General features: G+C 67.2%; 20 protein-coding genes and 4 pseudogenes. 14 read left to right on the top strand and 10 right to left on the bottom strand.

The features are described 5' to 3' along the window. Positions 1–173: 173 nt before the first annotated feature. Complete coding sequence (locus tag FBY35_RS18990) at positions 174–1,634, bottom strand: aminotransferase class I/II-fold pyridoxal phosphate-dependent enzyme (RefSeq protein WP_142215227.1); 1,461 nt, start codon at positions 1,632–1,634, stop codon at positions 174–176. Positions 1,635–2,082: 448 nt separating this feature from the next. Between FBY35_RS18990 and FBY35_RS18985 the strand changes: the two genes are divergently transcribed. The 3 genes and pseudogenes from FBY35_RS18985 to FBY35_RS18975 all read left to right on the top strand — a co-directional run. Further along, positions 2,083–2,796 (top strand): YqjF family protein, encoded by a 714-nt coding sequence (locus FBY35_RS18985; RefSeq protein ID WP_142215226.1) that lies wholly within the window; start codon positions 2,083–2,085, stop codon positions 2,794–2,796. Beyond that, the gene (locus FBY35_RS38070) at positions 2,793–3,533 is read left to right on the top strand and encodes a hypothetical protein (RefSeq protein ID WP_260848724.1); all 741 of its coding nucleotides are present in this window, start codon (positions 2,793–2,795) and stop codon (positions 3,531–3,533) included. Before FBY35_RS18985 ends, FBY35_RS38070 begins: the two co-directional genes overlap by 4 nt. A gap of 189 nt (positions 3,534–3,722) precedes the next feature. Beyond that, positions 3,723–3,917, top strand: a pseudogene (locus FBY35_RS18975) (gas vesicle protein K); the annotation flags it as partial. A 32-nt stretch (positions 3,918–3,949) separates the two neighbouring features. Here FBY35_RS18975 and FBY35_RS36130 read toward each other — a convergent pair. From FBY35_RS36130 to FBY35_RS18955, 4 genes and pseudogenes are all read right to left on the bottom strand, one after another. Continuing rightward, positions 3,950–4,156, bottom strand: a pseudogene (locus FBY35_RS36130) (NAD-dependent epimerase); the annotation flags it as partial. Between the two features lie 391 nt (positions 4,157–4,547). Beyond that, positions 4,548–5,096, bottom strand: coding sequence for a phosphatase PAP2 family protein (locus tag FBY35_RS18970; RefSeq protein ID WP_260848723.1), 549 nt, complete (start codon positions 5,094–5,096; stop codon positions 4,548–4,550). A gap of 631 nt (positions 5,097–5,727) precedes the next feature. Next, complete coding sequence (locus FBY35_RS18960) at positions 5,728–6,618, bottom strand: SDR family oxidoreductase (protein ID WP_142215225.1); 891 nt, start codon at positions 6,616–6,618, stop codon at positions 5,728–5,730. Between the two features lie 783 nt (positions 6,619–7,401). Beyond that, positions 7,402–7,725 carry a plasmid stabilization protein gene (locus FBY35_RS18955; RefSeq protein ID WP_142215224.1) on the bottom strand — a complete coding sequence of 108 codons (324 nt, stop codon included), beginning with the start codon at positions 7,723–7,725 and terminating at the stop codon, positions 7,402–7,404. 212 nt (positions 7,726–7,937) lie between these two features. Here FBY35_RS18955 and FBY35_RS18950 point away from each other — a divergent pair. From FBY35_RS18950 to FBY35_RS18930, 5 genes and pseudogenes are all read left to right on the top strand, one after another. Next, positions 7,938–8,342, top strand: a pseudogene (locus FBY35_RS18950) (SRPBCC family protein). 920 nt (positions 8,343–9,262) lie between these two features. After that, positions 9,263–10,174, top strand: coding sequence for a glycosyltransferase family 1 protein (locus tag FBY35_RS18945; RefSeq protein WP_260848933.1), 912 nt, complete (start codon positions 9,263–9,265; stop codon positions 10,172–10,174). Further along, positions 10,171–11,241, top strand: a complete 1,071-nt coding sequence (locus FBY35_RS18940; RefSeq protein WP_142215222.1) for a glycosyltransferase family 4 protein — start codon at positions 10,171–10,173, stop codon at positions 11,239–11,241. The genes FBY35_RS18945 and FBY35_RS18940 overlap by 4 nt, the downstream gene beginning before the upstream one ends. Then, on the top strand, positions 11,238–12,263 hold the full coding sequence (locus tag FBY35_RS18935) for a UDP-N-acetylglucosamine--N-acetylmuramyl-(pentapeptide) pyrophosphoryl-undecaprenol N-acetylglucosamine transferase (protein WP_142215221.1): 1,026 nt from the start codon (positions 11,238–11,240) through the stop codon (positions 12,261–12,263). Before FBY35_RS18940 ends, FBY35_RS18935 begins: the two co-directional genes overlap by 4 nt. Beyond that, positions 12,245–13,093, top strand: coding sequence for a galactosyltransferase-related protein (locus FBY35_RS18930; RefSeq protein ID WP_222123148.1), 849 nt, complete (start codon positions 12,245–12,247; stop codon positions 13,091–13,093). The genes FBY35_RS18935 and FBY35_RS18930 overlap by 19 nt, the downstream gene beginning before the upstream one ends. Before the next feature lie 865 nt (positions 13,094–13,958). On the opposite strand, the gene FBY35_RS18920 is transcribed toward FBY35_RS18930, so the two are convergent. From FBY35_RS18920 to FBY35_RS18910, 3 genes are all read right to left on the bottom strand, one after another. Then, entirely contained in the window at positions 13,959–14,375 is a 417-nt protein-coding gene (locus FBY35_RS18920) for a CBS domain-containing protein (RefSeq protein ID WP_142215218.1), read from the bottom strand. Between the two features lie 68 nt (positions 14,376–14,443). Further along, positions 14,444–15,004 carry a hemerythrin domain-containing protein gene (locus tag FBY35_RS18915; protein ID WP_142215217.1) on the bottom strand — a complete coding sequence of 187 codons (561 nt, stop codon included), beginning with the start codon at positions 15,002–15,004 and terminating at the stop codon, positions 14,444–14,446. Between the two features lie 326 nt (positions 15,005–15,330). Then, positions 15,331–15,657, bottom strand: a complete 327-nt coding sequence (locus FBY35_RS18910; RefSeq protein ID WP_142215216.1) for a plasmid stabilization protein — start codon at positions 15,655–15,657, stop codon at positions 15,331–15,333. 446 nt (positions 15,658–16,103) lie between these two features. Here FBY35_RS18910 and FBY35_RS18905 point away from each other — a divergent pair, with 446 nt between their 5' ends. Genes FBY35_RS18905 through FBY35_RS18890 form a run of 4 tightly spaced genes read left to right on the top strand, consistent with a single transcriptional unit; the run spans position 16,104 to position 18,589 of the window. Continuing rightward, the gene (locus FBY35_RS18905; protein WP_142215215.1) at positions 16,104–16,562 is read left to right on the top strand and encodes a hypothetical protein; all 459 of its coding nucleotides are present in this window, start codon (positions 16,104–16,106) and stop codon (positions 16,560–16,562) included. Then, entirely contained in the window at positions 16,559–17,788 is a 1,230-nt protein-coding gene (locus FBY35_RS18900) for an NRAMP family divalent metal transporter (RefSeq protein WP_142215214.1), read from the top strand. Before FBY35_RS18905 ends, FBY35_RS18900 begins: the two co-directional genes overlap by 4 nt. Beyond that, positions 17,788–18,222 (top strand): hypothetical protein, encoded by a 435-nt coding sequence (locus FBY35_RS18895; protein WP_142215213.1) that lies wholly within the window; start codon positions 17,788–17,790, stop codon positions 18,220–18,222. The genes FBY35_RS18900 and FBY35_RS18895 overlap by 1 nt, the downstream gene beginning before the upstream one ends. Further along, positions 18,209–18,589 carry a hypothetical protein gene (locus tag FBY35_RS18890; RefSeq protein WP_142215212.1) on the top strand — a complete coding sequence of 127 codons (381 nt, stop codon included), beginning with the start codon at positions 18,209–18,211 and terminating at the stop codon, positions 18,587–18,589. The genes FBY35_RS18895 and FBY35_RS18890 overlap by 14 nt, the downstream gene beginning before the upstream one ends. A 543-nt stretch (positions 18,590–19,132) precedes the next feature. On the opposite strand, the gene FBY35_RS18885 is transcribed toward FBY35_RS18890, so the two are convergent. Continuing rightward, positions 19,133–19,378: a DUF5133 domain-containing protein gene (locus tag FBY35_RS18885; protein WP_142215211.1), complete on the bottom strand. Its 246-nt coding sequence runs from the start codon at positions 19,376–19,378 to the stop codon at positions 19,133–19,135. A 686-nt stretch (positions 19,379–20,064) separates the two neighbouring features. On the opposite strand from FBY35_RS18885, the pseudogene FBY35_RS37250 reads away from it, so the two are divergent. Then, positions 20,065–20,226: pseudogene (locus FBY35_RS37250) on the top strand (phosphatase PAP2 family protein); the annotation flags it as partial. Between the two features lie 183 nt (positions 20,227–20,409). On the opposite strand, the gene FBY35_RS18875 reads toward FBY35_RS37250, so the two are convergent. Then, positions 20,410–20,634, bottom strand: coding sequence for a DUF5133 domain-containing protein (locus FBY35_RS18875; protein WP_142215210.1), 225 nt, complete (start codon positions 20,632–20,634; stop codon positions 20,410–20,412). Positions 20,635–21,326: 692 nt separating this feature from the next. On the opposite strand from FBY35_RS18875, the gene FBY35_RS18870 reads away from it, so the two are divergent. Next, the gene (locus FBY35_RS18870) at positions 21,327–21,515 is read left to right on the top strand and encodes a DUF6381 family protein (RefSeq protein ID WP_142215209.1); all 189 of its coding nucleotides are present in this window, start codon (positions 21,327–21,329) and stop codon (positions 21,513–21,515) included. Positions 21,516–21,522: the final 7 nt, after the last annotated feature.

The raw sequence follows: 21,522 nt of genomic DNA, 5'->3' as shown, positions 1-21,522 counted from the left end.
GGGTAGCCGTGGGCCGACGGATCAAACCGGCGTGCCTCCTCCGGCAGAGCTTCCCCGCTGCCAGCTGCAGCCCACGGGGATCGCTGCCGCTCCCGCAGCTTGGCCACACGCTCCCCCCGCCGACAGACTTCGCGGTGTGCGTCCGGTCCGTCGGGGCGGCGGCATGCCGAGGGTCAGCGAGCCATGACCCGGATGGTTTCCATGGAGGGGTCGGCGGCGTCGGGGATCAGCATCCCCGCCCGGGCGCCGCTGCGCAGATAGTCGATGACCTGCTGGTTGATCACTTCGCCAGGGGCAATGACCGGGACACCGGGTGGATACGGGCTGACCATTTCGGCGGCGACACGTCCTACCGTCGCCTGCGCAGGTACCTGCTCGGCGTCCGCGAAGAAGGCCTGGCGTGGCAGCACCGCTTGCTCCAGTTCGAGGGCGTTCGGGGGCGGCAGTGCGACGTCGGGTCGTCGCTCCATGGTGGCGGCAGCCTCGGTGAGCCGCTGGAAGGCGTCGATGAGGAGACGTTCGGTCGCGTCGTCGTCCGCGTGCGTGATCTGGCCGTTGACCCGGAGCGTGTCCGATGCACCGAGGTTGACGCGGCAGTGGGTGCGCATCCATTCAGCGGCTTGCATGCCGCTGATGGCCAGCTCGCTGACGTCGACCGTGATCCGTAGGGGATCCAGATCAGCTGCCCCGCCCGCCTCGGTGACCTCCCTGCCGAGTAGCCGCAGGCCGGGCAGGTCGGCGATCTCCTTGCGGATCCTGTGGGCCCGCTGGATCGCCGACGCCAGGAGAGACTCTCCCTCTTCAACCATCTGGCGGCGCCAGCCGTCGAGAGAGGCGTATACCAGCGCCGATGAGCTGGTGGTGCCCAGCAGGTCCTCGCGTTGCCTGAGCAGCGTCGGTGACACCCTGTCGCCCTGAAGGTGGAAGACCGAACTCTGCTCGATGGCGCCGCCCATCTTGTGCACGCTCGTGACGACGAGGTCGGCCTCGGCGTCCATGCCCCACGTCGGCAGCCGGTCATGGAACGGTAGATGTGCCCCCCACGCCTCGTCGACGATAAGCGGTACGTCATGGTCGTGGACTACCCGGGCGACACCCGCGATGTCGGCGCAAGTGCCCCAGTCGGTCGGGGTGATGAGCAGCATGCCTTTGGCGTCGGGATGGTCGTTAAGGGCTCGTCGTACGTCATCCGGCTCCGGGGGGTGTGCCAGGTGGCGCTCGGCGTCGAAACGGGGATGGACCCAGACCGGTTCGACGCCGCTGATGATCAAGGCCGCGACGACGGACTTGTGGGTATTGCGAGAGACCAGGAGTTTCTCACTGGGGCCGGCCACGGCCAGCATCGCCGTCTTGACCGAAAGCGAACTCCCACACGTGGAGAAGAACGCGTGCTGCGCACGGACCGCGTCGGCCATGAGCTCTTCGGCTTTCAGAAGCACACCGTGCGAGAGGCGACGGTCATCAAGTCCGTTCATCATCAGCACGTCCGACCGGAAGAGACCGTCGCCGAGTACGGCCAGTACGCGAGGATCAACTCCGCGACCTTGTTTGTGGCCGGGCGGGCCGTATACGACATCGCCCCTCCGCCGGAACTTCCCCAGCGCGTGCAGTACCGGTACCTGAGAGTGATCCATAGGTCCTTCGGCCGTCCTCACGTCTCGCTGTCAGTGGCGCCGCTTCCAAAAAAGGGCGCCCAGCAGGAGCCCGTGTCGGGCGAGTACCCAGGTGCGCCCCAGGTATGGCCCAACTGGAATCACCTACGGGTGCTCGGCCTCGGCCCCGCGGTGCCGTCCCGGGCACGGAGTGGCAGACAGGGCCTACGTTCTTGCGCGTTCCGCAGTTCGGATGAGGGCCGTGCGGAAAAGGACCTGCACATTGCAGGCATCTCGTCGGGCGGCCTACCCAACCAACGCGCTCGCGTACTTCCGTGGGATCGCAACGAGGTAGACAAGACCGCCGCCTCCTGCGAAGCGGCGTTCACACTCGTCTCGTTCCTGCTCTGGCAAGATCACTTTAAAGAGCGACCAGCTCAGCGCGCTTCCGGGCACGTTTCGCGGCGGGAGGTACGGGCACTCGCTCGACGTGGTGTCGCACGAAGCTGAGCAGCCGGTTCATGTCCCCTCGTTGCAAGCGGCTTGGCTGTCTCTGACCTTTGTCCACTGGCCCTTCCCGCCGGGCTCGGTCCAGGCCCTTTTGCCGGAGGGGCTGGTGGTGGACGAGTACGGGGGGTCGGCATGGGTGAGCTTCACGCCTTTTGTCATGGCCGACGTACGACCGCCGGGGGTGCCCGCGGCGCCTGTCCTGTCGATGTTTCTTGAGACCAATCTGCGTACCTACGTCAGGCGCCCGGACGGCCGGGACGGGCTGTGGTTTCTGTCCATCGACGTGAATTGCCCGCTCATGCTGGCGGCCCGCGCCGTGGGCGCGCCGTACAGCGTGGGGAAATTGAAGATGTCCCGGCACGGGGACTCGTTCGAGTACACCGGCTCCCGATGGGGCCGGGAACCCTCCTACCGGATCACCGTCCGGCCTGGCGAGCCGATCGCTCCGACACACCGGGACGTGTGGCTGACCTCGCGATGGCGAGCTTATACGCGGAGCCTGGGCATGGTCTGGGAGACGCCTGTCGAGCACGAACCCTGGCCGCTGTGCGAAGCCGGCATTGAAGAACTCCAGGAAAACTTGACCACGGCCGCAGGCCTTCCGTCGCCCAGCTCAGAGCCCCTGGTTCACTTCTCCGAAGGAGTCAGGCAGGTGCGCCTTGGTATCTCGAGACCTGTGTGCCTCGCAGGATGATCCCTTGTCTGCGATCATTCCGCCGTCTCCTGGGACCGAGACGGCCTGAGCGTGCACGGCTGCGCTTCCATGGCTGGATCGCGGGTATCGGGACCTCTGCCGGAACACGCGTCGTGGTGGGGTACTGGGTCCGTTCGCCATTCGGGCCATTTAGTGACGTCATGCTCGAGCGGGCGAGCGGGGAGCGTCTTTTGCTTGCTCCCTCCCGGGAAACAGCGGACTTCATTGCTCGGACCTACACCTTCGACGAGGTGCGGATCGCACCGGTCGCCGTAGACGTCGCTGAGGGGACTTGGACAGTCGCAGCAGCCTCCCTGACCCTGCGGTTTACCGTCGGTCGGCGCGGTCTCCTGGGACACCTGCTCCGCGCCGTGCCTGACTCACTCGCCACCCGTCCGGCCTGGTGCGCACTGATGGATCTTCCCGCCCGTCTGATTCCCGGCGTGCGTACACATGGCATGGCCGGGGCGGGCCGTCGGGAGTATTACGGCGCGCAGGACCTCCTGCCCGTCACCGCGGCCAGGGCCGCATTTCAGGGGACTGACCTGGGTCTGCTTGCGCCGGTCGAGCCCGCCGTGCGCTTCGGGTTCGGTTCGGCCCCCCGAAAACCGGCTGTCGTGCGGATCATCACCACGGTGGTGCTGGAGGGGAAAGCGGGATCCGACACGGTCAAGGCGGCTGTCAACCGCGGCCGCGCCAGCACCGTGCACCGCCCGACCGGGACCTGGCCCGGCTGAACCGTGCCTGGCCGCGTTCCTGGGTCGGGCCCTGCATTCCTGACGGCAGTGCGCCCGCAGCCAGGCGGCGGCAATTTGTTCGTCGGAACCGCTCCACTCCCTCACCCCCTCAACCACCGCCTGGACATCGGCGCGCCTGCACAGCCCGTCGACCCTCCCGTAGGGAGGCCGGGAGGAAGGCGCGGCCCCTTGCGCCAGCTCATGGAGCGGCAGGCGCTGCGTCGCGTGGAGGTGGGGGACCTGACCGGGGCGCAGGAGGAACGGATCGGGCTCACTCTGATGCTTCTTGAGGACCGGATGGAGCTCCTGAGAGAGAAGTTCGGCCTGGAGCCGGAAGACCTCAACATCGACCTCGGGCCGCTTGGGCCGTTGCTGCCCAGGTGATGCGAGGCGGTTCGGCTGTGACCCAGCAGCGTTCAGCCCGCCTTGTGGCCCACCAGCGGCGGAGTGGGCTCCCCGCTGCCCTGCCGTACACCGCGCAGGAACTCCTCGATTGCCTCGGTGGAGGAACGGGTGGGCTGCCAGTCCAGCTCGCTGTGCGCGCGAGACGTATCGAGGAGAGGCAGTCGCAGCACGGCGTCGAACAGATGGGGTGACGCCGGTGCCAGATGGAGTCCCCATGCGTGTCGTCACCCTCGCTGATGGGCCGCTACCGGGCGCATGAGCACTATCGGTGAGCGCACAGCGAGGGAGGCGGTCCTTGCGGCGGAGCGCTACATCGCCGTGGGACAGCCGAAGCTCGGGCCCCCGAGGAGCACGCAAGGCCCGGGACGCGCTGACCGCGCTGTCCGCGCCGGACGGCTGATCATCGTCTGGTCTGCCCGGAATCGCCGCGGCCGACACCGCCCGCGAGAGGGCGGAGCTGCTGCTCACGCGGTTTCTGGAGAGCCGGGTGGCTGCCACACGTTTCCGCAGTCTGCGGGTGTTGCGGAACCAGGGCCGCTCCACGGTGGGCACCGCCACTGATGGCGGCAACTGACGCCTACGCGTGACCGTTCTTTCCAGACGGCTGCCTCACAGCCAATGTTGCAGCACCAGGCGAGGCAGGCGGCGAACCAGAGCGGCTGCGGCCAGTCCGATGACGGCTCCGGCGGCCACGTCAGTTGGGTAGTGGGCGCCACTGTGCACCCGTTCCGCTGCCACTATCACGGCGGGTATCGCGCAGGCGGCACCCGCCAACGGCCATATGGGCGCCACAGCGGCGGTAAAACCGACGGCCGCAGCAGTGTGCCCTGAAGGAAAGGAGGAACTCTCCGGCCGCTCCTGCACGTCCTTGTGGGGAATCCACTCTTTCGGAGGTCGAGGCCGCTCGGACAAGTGCTTGGCGACCCCGTTGGACAGCACTTCCGCCACAGCAACACTGCCCAGGCCCGCCACAGCGGCCTTGCGTCCCCTCCAGCCGCCCATTGCCGACATCACCACGGCCGCCGCCCACCACACCTTGGTCCGCTCCGCCGCGTTCCCCGCCATAGGCAGCATCCGCCGAGCCCACCATGAATCCCAGGCCGACATCCGCTTCGTCAGCCGCCGATCACCATCGTCCAGGCCCTCCAGCACATTCATGACCAGCGGTTTCCCTCTTTCCTGCGGGTCCACACCACCAGCGAGCACGAGAGGGCTTGGGGCAGGATGCGCGTGCCGGCAATGCCATGAAGTGTGCGTTGCGCCCCGGCTACTCATACGCGGCACCCGGATCTGGTTCGACTGGCTGCTAAGGCGGCAGTTCCGGCGCAGATGCGCTGGGCAGGCGCCGTTTGTGTGCTGTTCTTTCCGGAAGGAGTGGAAATGTCGAATCCCCAGCAGCCGGAGACGCGTCGCAACGACAAGGGCGGCGCCACCCCGCAGGACAGTCAGTAGCTCAAGGCGGCCCAGTCGGGCCGGAAGGCGCCGAAGAAGGACACTCCTCGCGGCACGGACCGAGGTAACAAAGGCGGAGGCGAGGGCGGAGGTACACCCCCGGAGCAACAGTCCGACCATCCATGAGTGCACGGACACTGCCATGCAGGCGAACCGACCCCTGGGAGATCAGGGCAACGCTGGTCGCGCAGGCCGAGCGGCTGCAACGAGACGCGGCCGAGGTCGAGGCGGCCATATTATCGCTGTGACGAACGCCGGTCCTGGACGTCGCGGATGCCGGAGTCAGGGCGACCGCCGACTCGCGCGGACAGTCGGCGGCCGCCGCCGATGCAGCGGATCAAGGTAGTGGGGTGCCCCCCGTGGCGTTGACGATCTCCGCCGTAATGTAACTGGCACGTCCCGACGCGAGGAAGACGTAAGCCGGCGCCATCTCGGCAGGCTGCGCCGGCCTGCCCAGCGGGGACTGCTTGCCGAACTCCACGGTGTCGGGCATGGTCGCGGGAATCAGCGGCGTCCAGACGGGCCCGGGCGCGACCGCGTTGACGCGTACGCCATCGGAAGCGACCATTTGCGCCAGGCCGTGCGTGAAATTGACGATAGCCGCCTTCGTCATCGCATATTCGAGCAGATGCGGACTGGGCTTGTACGCCTGGACCGACGTCGAGTTGATGATGCTGCCGCCCTTCGGAATGTGCGGTAGCGCCATCTTGGAGAGCCAGAACATGCCGTAGAGATTGGTCTTCATGACCCGGTCGAACTGCTCGGTGGTGATGGCGCTGATCCCGTCCGGCTGGGACATCTGGTACGCCGCGTTGTTGACGAGGATGTCGATGCGCCCGAATTCCTCCTGCGCCCGCTCGATGAGCGCCCGGCACTGCTTCTCCTCGCGGATGTCGCAGTCGACTGCTACCGCCTTGCGGCCTGCTCCCTCCACCAGCAGGGAGGTTTTTCGCGCCTCTTCCGCCTCTTCGGGCAGATACGTGAACAGGACGTCGGCGCCCTCACGTGCAAACGCCAGCGCCACCGCTCTGCCGATGCCGGAATCGCCGCCGGTTATCACCGACGCCCGGCCTTCGAGGAGCCCGTGCCCCTCGTACGACTCCTCCCCATGATCGGGTGGCGGGTCCATCGGGCCTGTCCAGCCTGGGTGAGCCTGATCCTGGTCCGGGAAATCCGGCTGAGGGTGAGCCGTGACCGGGTTCGCCTGGTGCCTCTCCTGAGCTGCCATAAGGGCCTCCTCGACTGGGGGTGACTGTGGGTTCCATGCTTCTGAGCTGCGAGTACCCGCTGTGGCGGATGTGAGACACGGCCCGGAGGCCGCGCCGTCACCTCGCTGCCCCGGCCTGTTCATCTCGTCGGCCGACACGGCGCGGTTCGTGACGGGGGGCGAGCCCCTCCCGTCGCCAGACCCGTCGCTGCTGGGACCTTCGCGGCACTGCGCGGCGCGGTGTCGGCGTCCTCGCGCTACTCGCGTCCGCAGATGTCGTGGTGATCATGCGTCGGTGCACCCGTTCGACGCCCCCGCCACGTCTACCCGCTCCGGGCCTCCCGCTGGCAATACGTCGGGTGGGGCAGCCGCCACGGGGCGCCAGCGTCAACCCCGTCGGGAGGCAGCCGGGACGCATTCTGCCGGCGACAGCAGCAAGTCAAGCCGAAACTTGGCGGAGCCGCTCTTTGACGAGCCGCAGGCAGGACGGGCGACCGACGCTGAGCCGTTCGCAGCGGCGCCGCAGGAGTAACCAAGTGGTGTGCAAGGGGTTCCACACGTTCGTCAACATGACCTCCCGCGAGCCGGAGGACTCGTTCCGAATGGAGGCCGCGGACGAGGACAAACGGTGCCGGACAAGCGGGACCCGACACAGACAGCGTGTTCGACATGCAAGCCGGCGACTCGCAGTGGCGCTCACCGGATGATGGCTACAGGCCAAAGCCGCCGCTGAGTGCGTCGCCGACACCCACGAGCGGCCACGCGTGCTGATTCACGGCGCGGCGGTCTGCGGCCCGCTTCGGCTCAGCGGCCGAGCGACTTCTTGAGTTCCGACTTGTTCATCGAAGACCGGCCGTGGATGTTGCGGCGCTGAGCCTCCGCGTACAGCTGGTCGTACGTGGGTCCCTCCGAACCCTTTCCAGAACGCTGGCCACCGCGCTTCGAGGAGGACATGTCCTGGGTGGAGCTCTTGCTCGCGGTCTTGGACTCCCCCGAACGGGCACGTTCCTTGTTCACCGTACGAGCGGCGATCTCCTTGGCCCGCTTCGTGCTCTCTCCTCGCTGTTCCGCGTCCTCCTTGATGTGTTCGTACTGCCGCTCCCGCTTGGAACTCGATCCGCGAGGCATGACGACTCCTTCAATATTTCATGTGGGATGAGTGTGGGTTTGTATTCATCGTCCGTCCTCGTCGGCACTTCCGCGATCGGGAGCGCCGCGTCGGTGCGTGATCGTCGCAAGTGTCGCCGCATGTCCAACGACGTCCCGGAGGCGCGCTGTCCGCCACTCGGCCCTGGTCGCCTCCGAGAGCGAGGGCGGGACAGCGCGAGGAAGTTGGAGCGATGACCGAATACGAGCGCTCACTACTGTGCCGCCCTGCCAGAGCCATCTTTGACCCGGCAGCCAACGTTGATCAGCTCAACGACTGGTTGCCGGACACTCTCCATGTTCACCAAGAGGAATTGCGGATTGCATGAGGACCGCATCGACGAGGACACCCGTGCCCTGCTGCGGGCCCAGAGGGACCAGATGCGGCTCGAATGGGGGACCCGGGCGGAGGGGAACTACACCGGATGGCTGCAGGTGGCCGGAATCGGCAGTGGATCCGGTGAGGTGACGGTGCACCTCTCGTTCCCCGACGAGGCGCGTGATCCCGGGGACAAGACTGTGCACGAAACCTCGATCGGAGTCTTGAGCGTCTCGAGGAGAGCGTACGGCTGAGGGTCGACGGTGGCACGGGCGCCTGATCGACCACGCCGGCTCCTGCCCGGCATACCAGGACCAGCCACACAGGTTCCGGCGCGATCTTCTGATGTTCACTGACACGGGTGATCACGGAGTCTGCCGATGCGCGCCGTCGCATGCCATGCACAACCCGGCCGTGTTGGTCGACGGCGAGCACCCCGGCGACGCGTCGGAGCGGCGGGCGCAGTCGGGTCGACGAGGACTTCGACCGCGGCGCCGCGCCCGGGGCCAGGTGCTGCATTCCCCGTTCGGCGTCGCATACGAGCACGCGGCCGTCGTACGGTCGCACCCTTGGTTGATCCGTCAACAGGCGGAACGGAGGATGAGGCCGAATAGTAGTGTCCAGGGGGAAACGCCAAGCGCGTATCGCCCAACATCGGTCGCGTGGCATCCGCTCAGCACCGGATGCTGATTCTTCTCCATTGGGGAGGAAACGTGCTCATGCCGCTCGAGTGTCAAGTCGCTGAACTGCCGGACGTCTGCCGAACGCAGGAGAGCATTGTGCCGGGACCTGGCAGACCCAGGACTTCCCCGCCGCCTTCCGCACCGCCGTCCGACGCCCTCCTGGCAGGAGAACGGCCGGGATCATGCCATCGGAAGAACCGGGTACCCGTCCCCATGTAAGCGCCCTCGGCTCGTTGGAGGGTTCGTGGGGCGATGGCACGGCACGACCTGAGCCGGGGACCGCATCGCTCTGTACCTGGACGGAAGGACGCAGGTGAGTATGCCGGTAGATCCCAAACGCCCTCCACGCGCGGGGGCCCCGACCGCCGTCCCACGACTCCGTGTCGCATCCGTTCCTGCGGGTCATGTCTACGTGTCCCACATACGCAGGCCAGACGGCTCCGACCAGGTCACCCGTCTGGCCGACCCGCGGCCTAACGGTGCTCCGAGTACATCCCAGCGGTGGTGGCCGCCGGTGATGCTCGACCCGGAGTGGGTGGAGCTGCATCACGACCAATTCGATCTCTATCACCTGCATTTCGGCTTCGATGCCCAGTCACCGCAGCAGCTCCGAGCACTCGTCAAAGTCCTGCGCCGGCACGGGAAGCCTCTCGTCCAGACTGTGCACGATCTGCGCAACCCTCACCATCCGGATCCCGCAGCCCACGATGCGGCCCTGGACGTACTTGTACCGTCTGCCGATCGATTGATCACCCTCACTTCCGGCGCGGCGGAGGAGATCGGACGACGGTGGAAGCGGCGGGCGCGGGTCCTGCCACATCCCCACGTCGTGGAGGAACCGGAACTATCCCGGCCCCGCCCCCCACACGAGGGCTTTCAGGTGGGGGTGCACGCAAAGAGCGTACGTCCCAACATGGAGCCGGTGCCGATCGTCCGTGCATTGGCGAAGATCATCCCAGAGCTCCCCGGGGCCACACTTCGGGTCGACATTCATATGGAGACAGGCGACCCGAAAGCCTTCGCGTACGCACCTGAGGTCCTTGGTGAATTGCGTTCTCTTGCACACGACGGACTGGTGGATCTTCGGGTTCACGACTACTTCACCGACGACGAGCTCTGGGAGTATCTGCGCGGTCTCGACCTGTCCGTTCTGCCGTACACCTTCGGTACCCACTCCGGGTGGCTGGAGGCCTGTTACGACCTGGGCACGGCTGTTGCCGCCCCGGACTGCGGCTACTACGCCCAGCAGCGTCACTGCCACAGCTACCACCTGGGTGACGGCGGCCTCGATGTCGCATCACTCGAGTCCGCCGTACGTGAGGCGTACGAAAGCAGGCCGGCCCCGCGTGCCAGGCCTTCCGTGCGTATCGCCGAACGCGTCGCAGTCGCCGACGCCCACCGGGTGCTGTACGAGGACGTGTTGAAATGAAGCGGCGCCTGCGTATCGCGTTGATAGCGTCGGCCCGGCACCCCATCCGGGAACCGTTTGCTGGGGGACTGGAGGCGCATACCTGGTCCCTTGCCTCGTCCCTTGTAGGCTGCGGACACGACGTCACCCTCTTCGCTGCACCCGGCTCGGACCCCGCACTCGGCGTGCACGAGATCCGGATACCCAAGCCTGCCTTCAGCGCGGCCGCACGGTCCGATGTCAGCATGACCGACCCCCAGGCCCTTGCCGAACACCACGCGTACCTACGGCTGATGGTTGCCCTCTCGCGCGAAGAGGGGCGCTCCTTCGATCTCGTGCACAACAACAGCCTTCACTACCTCCCGGTGGCGATGGCGCCCGCGGTGCACGCACCCGTCCTGACGACGCTTCACACTCCGCCCACTCCGTGGCTGGAGTCCGCGATCCAGACCGATGCCACATGTTCCGGCCGTTTTTCGGCGGTGAGTGCTCATACTGCCCGCGCCTGGCGGCCGTTGGTTCCCGGCGCCCAAGTGATCCACAACGGTATAGACACCTCACGGTGGCGGCCTGGACCAGGCGGTGGAGATCTTGTCTGGTTCGGGCGCATTGTCGCGGAGAAGGGCCCGCAGTTGGCGATCGAGGCGGCACGCCGAGCCGGACGGTCTCTGCTGCTCGCTGGTCCGCTCTCCGACCCTCACTTCTTCCGGGAGAGCATCGTCCCGCTCTTGGACGGGGACATTCGATACGTCGGTCATCTGGGCCGTGAAGCACTTGTACGGCTCGTGGGCGGTGCCGCCGTCGTGCTGGTGACACCGTGCTGGGACGAGCCGTACGGGCTGGTGGTCGCCGAAGCCTTGTCCTGCGGCACGCCCGTCTGCGGCTTCGACCGGGGAGCTCTCCATGAGATCTTGAGCCCTGAATGCGGCCTCCTCGTTCCCTTCCCCGACGTGGACGCCCTCGCCGAGGCGGTAGACGTAACTGCGGCGCTCAGCCGTCGTGCCTGCCGCCAGCGGGCGGAACGCTTCTGCTCCTTGGGCCTCATGACGGAACGTTATGAGCGGTTGTACGAGGAGCTGATAGCGTGATCGGCTACTACATCCACCATCACGGGCGCGGCCATCTCCACCGCGCCGTGTGCATCGCCCGGCATCTGCGGCAGCCGGTAACCGGACTGTCCAGCCTGAGCCGCCCCCCTGAGTGGCCGGGCGGCTGGTTGCAGTTGACGGACGACACGGGCGGGAACGATCACCGCGATGTCCAGGCCGCAGGCCGGCTGCACTGGGCGCCGCTGCGCCATTCCGGGTACCGCGGGCGGATGGGGGCGATCGCCGAATGGATCGTCCGCACCGACCCGGCGCTTCTGGTGAGCGATGTGAGCGTGGAAGTCTCTTGCCTTGCCCGCCTCCTGGGCGTTCCCCTCGTCGTCGCTGCGATGCGCGGCAGTCGCACCGATGAGCCTCATCTCCTGGGTTACGATCTCGCTCTCTCGCTGCTGGCACCGTGGCCGGCCGAATTTCCGGAACCTGCGTGGCCACAGCGCTGGCGGACGAAGACCGTTCACAGCGGCGCGTTCTCCCGCCATGACGGCAGGCAGCGGGTCACGACCCAGCAGTGCCGCCACAATGACCGGCGAGTCGTGATGATGCTGGGTGCAGGTGGCTCCGAAGTCACGGCCGAAAAGCTGTGTGCGGCCCGCGCCGCCACCCCCTCGTGGAACTGGCACGTTCTCGGCGGCCCGGCCGGAGTCTGGTGCCAGGACCCGTGGCCATTGCTCTGCGAGGCCGATGTCGTCGTCGTGCACGGCGGTCAGAACGCGATTGCCGAATGCGCTGCGGCACGCAGGCCTGCTGTCGTCCTGCCACAGGTCCGGCCGTTCAATGAGCAGCACGCCACCGGCCGAGCCCTGACATCCGGCGGGCTCGCTGTCGTACGGGAGCAGTGGCCCGAGCCCGGCGAGTGGCTCCGCGTCCTCGACGACGCGACAGCACTCGGCGGAGAGGGCTGGGTCCGATGGGCTCCGGGAGACGGGGCACAACGAGCCGCGGCACACCTGGACGGACTGGCCGCTGGGTACAGCGAGGAGTCGGCATGCCGCAAACCGCTGTGATCACTACCGTCGCCGGACGCCACAGCCACCTGGCTCTCCAGCAGGACGGGCTCGCGGCAGGCCATGTGCGTCCCGAGCCCTACGTGGTCGTCACCATGGACGATCCGGCAGCCGCGCGCCTCGTCGCACGTAGGACGCCGACGGGCGACCCCGTTGCCGTTCCCGTACTGGATCCTGGACATCGGCTGCCGCTTGCAGCCGCGCGTAACGCTGGAGCCCGGCGCGCACTCACTGCCGGGGCAGAGGTGTTGGTCTTCCTGGATGTGGACTGCGTGCCCGGAATCACCACCGTGGCACGCTATGCGTCCGCGGCGCGTGACGGTGTGCTGTTGTGCGGGACCGTCAGCTACCTCCCTCCACCGCCCCCGGAGGGATACCGGCTGCAGGATCTGCCTGTCATGGCCAGTCCCCATCCGGCGCGCCCTGCCCCTGCACCGGACCAGGAGCTGGCCGCACGCGATCTCGATCTCTTCTGGTCACTCTCCTTTGCGGTGACGGGCAGCACATGGGTGCGGATCGGCGGATTCTGCGAGGAGTACACCGGATATGGCGGCGAGGACACCGACTTCGCACGCCTTGCCTCACAAGCAGGGGCGGATGTTCGGTGGCTCGGCGGCGCCCCCGCTTACCACCAGTACCACCCCGTGAGCAGTCCCCCTGTGCAGCACCTCGACGACATCCTGCGCAATGGCGCGCTGTACCGACGGCGGTGGAACGTGTGGCCGATGCAGGGATGGCTCAGGGAGTTCGCGCGGCGTGGGCTCGTCCATCACGACTCGGCGACCGACATGTGGGTCAGGGCCGACTCACGCCGCAGAGGGGGGCCATGACTCGCCTGTCCCCAACCGACCGTGCTCACAAGGAGGTGGCGAAGCGGTGTGCCGAAGCCTGCATCTTGCAGTCCCGGCCACTCCGGCCGCCTCGTGGTCGACGAGCTCGTGGCCGCAAACCGGAGTGGGTCCATCCGGACTCAGCGCCCGGAGGGGCTCGCGCTCGGAGCTGCTGGGCCATGTCGCCGATGTCCTTGACAGTTTCGCCGTGCTGGTGGCCACACAGGTGAGCGCGAGCGCAGACGCGGCAGAGGCTCGGCTGGCAGGGGAGCTCGGTCGGCAGCGCCCCGCGAGAGGGCGGCGTAGCTGCTGCTCGAAGCCCCGCGCAACTGGCCGTCGTCGCGGTGCAGGGCCACGGCTCGCAGGGCGGAGCCCGCCGTACACTCGGCGTCGGGTTCGCGCGCGCGTTCGTGCCCGATGAGCGCCTCCAGACGCCGCTCCTGGCGGGCGCGTGCACGACGTGCCCGCCAGTACCGGGGCCCGGGGTGGCGAATCCGTCCACCATGGCCACCATGTCGGGCGCTGTCTCCTCCGCCTCGTCGGCGGGGAGCGGGACACCGGTCCAGTCGCATACCGCATGAGTGAGCACCAGACTCGCTTCGCCGACAGCTCGCCCTCCGAACCGGGAAATCGGCGTCGAGGGACAGCGCGGTGAAGCTTTCGAATGCGTCCGACCCACCAGCAGCTCTTCCTCCGTCATGCCGGTGTGCTCCGCGATTCGGCGGTAGTGGCGTACGGGCCGGTAATGGTCTGGGCGAGGTCCTGACGGGCGAACCTGACGCGGTGCGTAATGATCGACGGCCTGCGAGGCAACAACAGGGCCCCGGTCGCGGGGAGGCAAACCGGGGCCTGGCAAGGGACCAGGTCAGTCGGTGGACAAGGCTTCGAGGAGGTCACCTACTTGCGGGTCCGGCAGGCCGCGGGCGACGTCGGCCTGGGCGACCATGCCAACCAGGTCGTGGCCGTCGATGACCGGCAGTCGGCGCACCTTGTGGTCGATCATCGTCCGCAGGATTTCTCCTGCGTCGTCGTCGGCGCCGATCGTGACTGCCTCGCCCTGCGCCAGCTCGCCGGCCGTGACCGAGGAAGGGTCCTTGTCGGCGCCGAGGACCTTCACCACGATGTCGCGGTCGGTGAGCATGCCCTTGAGCCTGTTGTCGGTGCCGCAGATGGGCAGTGCTCCGACACCGAGCTGTTTCATCTTTTTCGCCGCTTCCAGAACGCTCTCGTCCGCGCCGATACATTCGGCGCCCTCGGTCATGATTTCCCGTGCGGTGGTCATCGTCTTGTCTCCTTGTCTCTGCACCTGATCCGGCCAGCCGCCGGAGGCATCACACTCTGCGGGGTATGTCAGCTCTTGCCGCGGCCGGTCAGCAGGTCCCGGGCTCGGTCCACCAGGCCTGCGCCGGGGGCCAACAGCTTGTTGGCCGGCGGGGTGTCGGGTGCGGAGGGATGGGGCCGGGTGGGGGCGGCCTTCTTCGCGGTGCGGATCTTGTCGCCCAGCTCGTCCAGCGCGTCGGGCGTACAGGCCGCAGCGAGGAGGGGGAACAGCCGGTGCTCCTCGTCGCGTACGTGCTCGCTCACGTTGAGCCTGAGCTTCGCTACCAGGTGATCGAACTCATCATCGTGAGCATCGAGCCCTTCCAGGTCCTTGAGGAGCCGTTCCACCGTGGCGTGATCGGCGATCTCCTTGTCCGCGATCTCGTCCCCGCCCTTGACGTGCTCGCGTACCGCCGGGTACAGATACTGCTCCTCGGCGACCGAATGCCGTACGAGTTCCATGGTCAGCTCATCGGCAAGTTCCCGGCGCTGCTTGTCGCCGACTGGCTGGGTCTCGATCTTGGCGAACAGTGCCTCGACCTCGCGGTGATCGGTGGTGAGTTCGGCAATCACATTTCCGCCGTGTCCCATGAAGAAAGTCCTTCCGCTTTGCCGTGATCTTGAAGTCAGCTCACCGTTCCACAGCGCGTACCCCCGATGCCCTTCAACACGCGCAGTACGCAGGGTGCCGACGCAGCACCCGGCGCCTGCGGTTCACCGGAGGGCCCAGGTACGACGCATGTCGGCGAGCGTCGCAGGTCACGCCCTGTTGCCCCCGCCTGCGGGCCTACGGCAAATGTTGCGTACCGTGGATGCGACAGGCCGTCGTTCGAAGGGCCGCCGCTGACAGCGCTCGACAGCTGCGAGCCGATTTGCGTTGCGGCTGCTGCGGGCTCGCAGCAGGCGTGCGCCGGAGGTCAGCGGCCCAGTGCCTTGCGCAGCTGCTGCTTGTTCATCGAGGAGCGTCCGTCGATGTTGCGCTTCTTCGCCTCCTCGTACAGCTGGTCCTTCGTCGGTCCTTGCGCGCCGCTGCGGGACCGCTCGCCGCCGCGCTGAGATGCGGACTTCTTGTCCTGCGTGGAGGTCTTGCCGGCGGACTTCGCCTCCCCCGACCTGGCCCGCTCCTTGTTGACTGTCCGCGAAGCCATCTCCTTCGCGCGCCCGGTGGAGGCGCCGCGCTTTTCGGCGCTCTCCTTGATGTGCTCGTACTGACGCTCCCGCTTGGGGCTGGAACCTGCCGGCATGACACCTCTCCTCACCGTGGGACAGCCGAGTGGTCTGGTCTCGCTCTGCACCTGCCCGCGACCGACGAATACACACAAACAACCTCAGCCCCACTCCATCTGGGACCCGTTCCCTCCGCGACACCAGAGCGCCAACCGGGTGATGCACGCACGCTCGTTCCTCGGTCACGGACGACCGGAACGCCCACCAGCAGCGCCGAGGGCATCGGCACGATCGCCCGGACGGGCCGGTTTTTTCCACGAACGATGGGCCGTTGGCCTGCAGGGCAGGCGGCTGAGCGGGGTGGGCTGCGTGGCGCTTCCGGATGGAGTTTGGGGGTACCAGTTCATCTGCGAGTAGGGACGGCGAGGTGGCGTGCAATGGATCAGGGTCTGGTGCTGCTGGCGGCTTGGGGCCAGTTGGGCGTCTTGCTGGCTGTGGGCTTCTATTTCGTGGTGAGGGGCCGATGAGCGGGCGGCGGCCGGGGGCGGGTCTGGTCGCGGCCGTGGTTGTCTTGGTGCTGCTGGCAGGGTGTGCTGGTTCGTCGCGTACGGATGAGGACTACCGGCGCAAGGCGGCGAATACGGCCGAGGCGGCCGTGTCGGCGGTGAACACCGCACGGATTGGGGTGCAGGCGGCGGGTGAGGGGCGGGTTACCGGCCCTTACGTTTCCACGCTGCTGGGGGAGGCGGAAACGGATCTGCTGGATGCGCAGAGCAGTTTCGAGTCGCGGCAGCCGCCGAGCTTGGAGGCTGACGACGTCCGGGACCGGCTCGGGGAGATCCTCAATGACGCGGCCGACGCCCTCGCTCAGGTGCGTATCGCGGCCCGTCGCGGACAGGTGCAGGACCTTCCGGCAGCGGGCCGTGATCTGCCGAGCGTGGCGCAGCGGTTGGACCGGCTGGAGAAGGAGCTGTCTGCGTGAAACGCCTTCTGGCCGTCACCCTGGGGATCCTGACCGCGATCGGCGGCTTCGTCGATATCGGTGACCTGGTCGCTTCCTCCCTGGTCGGGGCCCGGTTCGGGTTCTCGCTGGTGTGGGTTCTTGTCCTGGGCATCGTCGGGATCTGTGTGTATGCGGAGATGGCCGGCCGCGTGGCGGCCGTCGCGGGACGGCCGACGTTCGACCTCGTGCGCGAACGCCTCGGCCCCCGGATGGCCCTGGTCAACCTGACCGGATCACTGCTGGTGACGCTGCTGACGCTCGCCGCCGAGCTCGCCGGTGTCGCGCTGGCGATCGAGCTCATCACCTCGGTGGCCTACCTGCTGTGGATCCCCGCGGTCGGGCTGGTGGTGTGGCTGGTGATCTGGCGCACCCGCTTTGAAACGATGGAACGGGTCTTCGGCCTGGCCGGGCTCACACTGACCGTCTTCGTAGTCGCCGTGTTTCACCTGAGCCCGGACTGGGGCGCTGTTCTGGAGCGGGTAACGCATCCTGACGTCCCTGGTGGTGAGGGACTGCCGACGTACTTCTACTACGGCATCGCCTTGTTCGCGAGCGCCATGACCCCCTATGAGGTGTTCTTCTTCTCCTCCGGCGGTATCGAGGAACGCTGGGGCCGAAAAGATCTCATCACCGCCCGGATGAACGCCTTCATAGGTTTCCCTCTGGGCGGACTGCTGGCCCTGGCCATCATGGCGGTCGCCGCTCTGGTGCTGCATCCTGCCGGGATCGCGGTCGACCATCTGTCCCAGGTGACCTTGCCGGTCGCTGTCTCCCTCGGCAAGATCGGCCTCGGGCTGGCTCTCCTCGGCGTGTTTGCCGCCACCTTCGGCGCCGCTTTGGAGACCGCGCTGTCGTCGGGATACACCGTCGCGCAGTACTTCGGCTGGACCTGGGGAAAGACCGCGGCGCCACGCACTGCCTCCCGCTTCCACGCCGTCCTCATGGTCGCCCTGTTCGCAGGCATGATGCTCATGCTGACCGGCGTGGATCCCATCAAGGTAACCGAGTACTCCCTGGTGTTCGCCGCCGTGGCACTGCCGCTGACTTACCTCCCGATCCTCGTGGTGGCCAACGACCCCGAATACATGGGGAACTCCGTCAATGGAAAGCTGGCCAACGTCATGGGCGGCATCTATCTGATCGTCGTCCTTGTCGCCGCGATCGCCGCCATCCCGCTGATGCTCATCACGAAAGCAGGCTTGTAGTGAACGCACGCAACCGCAGCCAGGAAAGGGACGCTGAGCGACGTACAGCAGGCCGGGCCTACAGCGCACGCTTCCACCTCCTGGACCGCCAGGTCGTCGACCCGGACGGGAAACCTGTGTGCAAGGTCGATGACCTGGATCTCGCCCACGATGAGCACGGCCGGCTCCACGTCACCGCCATCCTGGTGGGGCCGGCCGCGCTGGCACCGCGTCTTCAGGGACTGCCGGCCCGCTGGCTCGCCGCAGTAACCCGACGGATGAGCATCAGCCGCACCGAGGACCCCGCCCGCCTCAGCATCCACCATGTCACCCACATCGGAGCCGTCCTCACCGCAGCCCTGCCCGAAGGACACGACCACGTACACGCGTTGGAGGAATGGATGCGCGACAACGTGATCGGCCGACTGCCGGGAGCCGGTCATGCGACTGGCTGACCTGATGGGGGCCCGCGTCCTGGAACCCACCGGCGCCGAGATCGGCCACGTCAGCGATGTCCGCCTCGTCGAACACCCAGCGCCGGGCGACATCAGCGGGGCGACAGTGCTGCAGATCGAAGGCCTGGTCGTGGCCACCAGGCGCCGCACCCAACTGGTCGCCTACGACCACCGCCCCGTCGAAGGCCCCTGGCCACTGGCCCGCCTCGCCCGCAAAGCAGCCCACCGTGCCCGCTGGGCCCCCTGGGACCGCATCGCCTCCCACCACCTCCCCGAACGGCTGGGCGAGCCTGCCACCATCCACCTGCGATGCCCTCTCAAAGAACTGCCCCTGATCACCGACGTGCACCACCAATGGGCCCCATAAACGCGAGCGTGGTCCACGGTCGGCGCAACTGGGCAGGCACCTGGGAACTGCTCGCCCTCTACCCGCCGGAATCCACTTGCCTAAAATGTGGCCGGGCACCGGCCGCGCCAAGCGGCTGGAGCCCTCGTCCGGCGGATCGGCACCGGTACTGCGCTGAACCATCTGGCGGTCGAACCGGCTTCCCAGACGGCGATGACTACATACGTGTGGAGACGTCAGGCCTTCCCCGCCCAGCCGACCTGAGTCGCGAACGTAGTTTCGAGTGCCCTGGCACTGCCTCCTTGGAAAGGTTGCCGTAGTCGAAGGTAGGCATGTGTCGCGTCGGCTTCGGTTTCGGCGGAGCACTGATTGCCGTTTCCATCCTGACGGCGCGGTCACTCCGCCAGACATTCGTGCACTGGCCCTACCCGCCGGAGGAGGTGCAAGGGCTCATGCCGGTGGGCCTTGAGGCCTGAACCAGCTTCCTCGAAGTTGCGAGCACGTGCCAACGGGTGCACGCAAAGCGGCTCTTCGTGAGGATGTGACGGAACGCGTGGGCGCGGGTCAGCCGGCGGCCATGGTGTCCGAATCCGGAGACTTCTTGCGGTCTCGGAGCACGGCGAGGCGGCTCTCTGCCACACGGACCGCCTCCAGAGGAGTGCGTCGGCCCATAAGGACGCAGAGGGTGTAAGCGGTGTCATGGAAGCGAGCTCTGATCTCGGGATCGCTCGGGTCGCGGAACATTCCACGTTCTAGTAGCCGGTATTTGCTCAGGACGTCGGTGATTACCTCTTCACTGGGCATCAGCATGGCATTTTCCTCAAGCGACGTGGACCCAGGCGGTGCCCAGGACGGAGCCCGCCAAGATGCGAGGCGCATCGGCGACATCAGGAAAGGAGACCGCAGCGCCATTGTTCGCCCAAATCACCCTTTTGCGCCTGTTGTCGCATCAATAATCCTGCAGGACGCCAGGATGCGATTCGTACTACGCGCCGGATCTGTAGGTCCGCAGGGAGGCTCCCCGAGCCTCCTCCCGCGAGGGCCGGCCCTCGGCGCTTTCGCTCGCGGGGTCTGCACGTTGCTGAGCACTCGGCCCTGTACGACCGACACCTGTCCTCCCCTCGGCTGGTGGCGTTCCGCGTGTCGTTGTGGACTTGCGAGAGGTGTGGTTCTGCGATTGTTCCGGGCTGAATGTGCTGCTTGACGCCTGCGAGCATGCCCGTGCGGCGGGGGTGTCCTTCGGCGGGCCCGGACCGGTCGCCTCGATTGTCGAGCGATTGTTCGAAGTCGCCCCGGGGTGGAGGATGTGCTGCCTGTCGTCGAGTCCGCGGCTGAAGGCACCAAGCTGTGGTGGGGTATAGCCGGTCTGATGGCCGCGACTGGGGACGCTCCGGCCGCATGGCCGCTGGGACGGGCGTGCTGAGTATGCTCACCGCGCAACTGCTGGCGAACGTGGTGGGAAAGCAGCTCTCGGACCGGCGCAGCCACCCCGGCAGGTGATCCCGCACGGCGACGTGGAAGACCGGCCCGACAGCTCCTCGTTCCCTTCCGGGCACACCGCTGCCGCGGTGGGCTTCACGGCCGCAGTGGCCGTCTCTTCCCGCGGGTGGGGAGCGGCCGCCGCGATCCCCACCGTGATGGTGGCTCTCGAGCGCGTGCACTGCGGCGCGCACTATCCCAGCGACATCGCCGCCGGCGCCGCCGGCGGCTGGCTGGCGCCTGCCTTGTCCGCCACACCCCTCGCCTCATGCTGCGTCGGCTGCTCCCCGGCTGTCGGCAGTTGGGGAGACACCGTCCGGGCAGGCAACGGTTGCGGTGTGCTTAACCGTTTGGTGCTGTTGTCAGCGGGGGAGGGGCTGCTTTCGTCTCATTGCCTCGGCCATCTGTTGTCGGGCGACGAACAGGGCTGTGTCCAGCTGGCGGGTGCCGGTGATCACACGCAGTGTGTAGGTCGCGGCCTCAAGCTGGCGGGCGGTCTCGGTGCTGGCGTCAGCGGCCAGGCCGCGCCTGAGCGTTTCGCATCGTTCGACCAGCTCCCGCAGGAGCGGAGGGCTTGTCGCGATCAAGGCTGTCTCTCCCTTCCGGTGTAACCCGGCCGGGCCAACTCCTTCACCCATACGGTCGCAGCCGTCGGCACCTGTCGCATCCGGGGCCTGCCCTGAGGCGTCCTCAGCAGCTTGCCGCGGCGGCACAGAACCATGGCGAGGCCGCTGTCAACCCGAAATCGTGGGGGCCCAGGCATGAACCCACGCCCCCGCCGCAGCGCGGGACGGCTCCCGGAATTGATCACGCGGCTGATGAGAAAGACCCGGGTCGCCGCCCGACGATCCACCAGGCCCTGGCACTCAGGGCCCCCGGTTCGTAAGTGGCACCTCGGTGCTTCTGCTTGATGCCCTCGGCATCCTTGAGAGCACTGTCACCCGTGGGCTGAAGCGATTTGTTACCAAGGGTTAAGCGTTGTCCGTCTGCAAGATCCACTCCGCTATCTCCAGCACTCTGAAGGAGACCCTGGTTGCAGAGGGCACCACCGTCCCGATCGGCACCAAACTCGCACTCATCGGTGCCCCAACGCACCACCCTCAGCTCCCGCATGACGAGTTTCACGTGTCGGTTTCCTTCGCCGGACTCAGAGAAGACTGCGGGGTCAGTCCGCGCCGTTCCGAGGATGGATCACGTTCCGTGACTGCTCAACGTGCGGTCGACCCACGGCGCTGTTTCGCTTTGGGTGACCGCTCTCCCTCATCACAAAGGAGTGATCATGAGCGTTGCAGGTGAACCCGGCGGCCGCGCCCAGCAGATGCGCCAGAAGGCAGAGGAGTTGAAGGACGCGGCAGAGCGCGCCAACGACCCCCAGGAGCGCCAACGCTTGATGGACAAGGCGCGCCGCATGGAAGAGCAGAGCGAGCAGGAAAGCGGCGCGGACACCCGAGGCATGGACCCGATGTAGTAGGTCT

It is taken from the genome of Streptomyces sp. SLBN-118, from assembly GCF_006715635.1.
Taxonomy (GTDB): domain Bacteria; phylum Actinomycetota; class Actinomycetes; order Streptomycetales; family Streptomycetaceae; genus Streptomyces.
The sequence above is the reverse complement of the archived record's forward strand: the minus strand, read 5'-3'. Positions and strand labels throughout refer to the sequence as shown.

Excerpts from the sequence above, each read along its gene's own strand:
- FBY35_RS18990 (WP_142215227.1), bottom strand. The coding sequence starts at position 1,634 with ATGGATCACTCTCAGGTACCGGTACTGCACGCGCTGGGGAAGTTCCGG.
- FBY35_RS38070 (WP_260848724.1), top strand. The coding sequence starts at position 2,793 with ATGATCCCTTGTCTGCGATCATTCCGCCGTCTCCTGGGACCGAGACGG.
- FBY35_RS18970 (WP_260848723.1), bottom strand. The coding sequence starts at position 5,096 with ATGAATGTGCTGGAGGGCCTGGACGATGGTGATCGGCGGCTGACGAAG.
- FBY35_RS18960 (WP_142215225.1), bottom strand. The coding sequence starts at position 6,618 with ATGGCAGCTCAGGAGAGGCACCAGGCGAACCCGGTCACGGCTCACCCT.
- FBY35_RS18955 (WP_142215224.1), bottom strand. The coding sequence starts at position 7,725 with ATGCCTCGCGGATCGAGTTCCAAGCGGGAGCGGCAGTACGAACACATC.
- FBY35_RS18945 (WP_260848933.1), top strand. The coding sequence starts at position 9,263 with ATGCTCGACCCGGAGTGGGTGGAGCTGCATCACGACCAATTCGATCTC.
- FBY35_RS18940 (WP_142215222.1), top strand. The coding sequence starts at position 10,171 with ATGAAGCGGCGCCTGCGTATCGCGTTGATAGCGTCGGCCCGGCACCCC.
- FBY35_RS18930 (WP_222123148.1), top strand. The coding sequence starts at position 12,245 with ATGCCGCAAACCGCTGTGATCACTACCGTCGCCGGACGCCACAGCCAC.
- FBY35_RS18920 (WP_142215218.1), bottom strand. The coding sequence starts at position 14,375 with ATGACCACCGCACGGGAAATCATGACCGAGGGCGCCGAATGTATCGGC.
- FBY35_RS18915 (WP_142215217.1), bottom strand. The coding sequence starts at position 15,004 with ATGGGACACGGCGGAAATGTGATTGCCGAACTCACCACCGATCACCGC.
- FBY35_RS18910 (WP_142215216.1), bottom strand. The coding sequence starts at position 15,657 with ATGCCGGCAGGTTCCAGCCCCAAGCGGGAGCGTCAGTACGAGCACATC.
- FBY35_RS18905 (WP_142215215.1), top strand. The coding sequence starts at position 16,104 with ATGAGCGGGCGGCGGCCGGGGGCGGGTCTGGTCGCGGCCGTGGTTGTC.
- FBY35_RS18890 (WP_142215212.1), top strand. The coding sequence starts at position 18,209 with ATGCGACTGGCTGACCTGATGGGGGCCCGCGTCCTGGAACCCACCGGC.
- FBY35_RS18885 (WP_142215211.1), bottom strand. The coding sequence starts at position 19,378 with ATGCTGATGCCCAGTGAAGAGGTAATCACCGACGTCCTGAGCAAATAC.
- FBY35_RS18870 (WP_142215209.1), top strand. The coding sequence starts at position 21,327 with ATGAGCGTTGCAGGTGAACCCGGCGGCCGCGCCCAGCAGATGCGCCAG.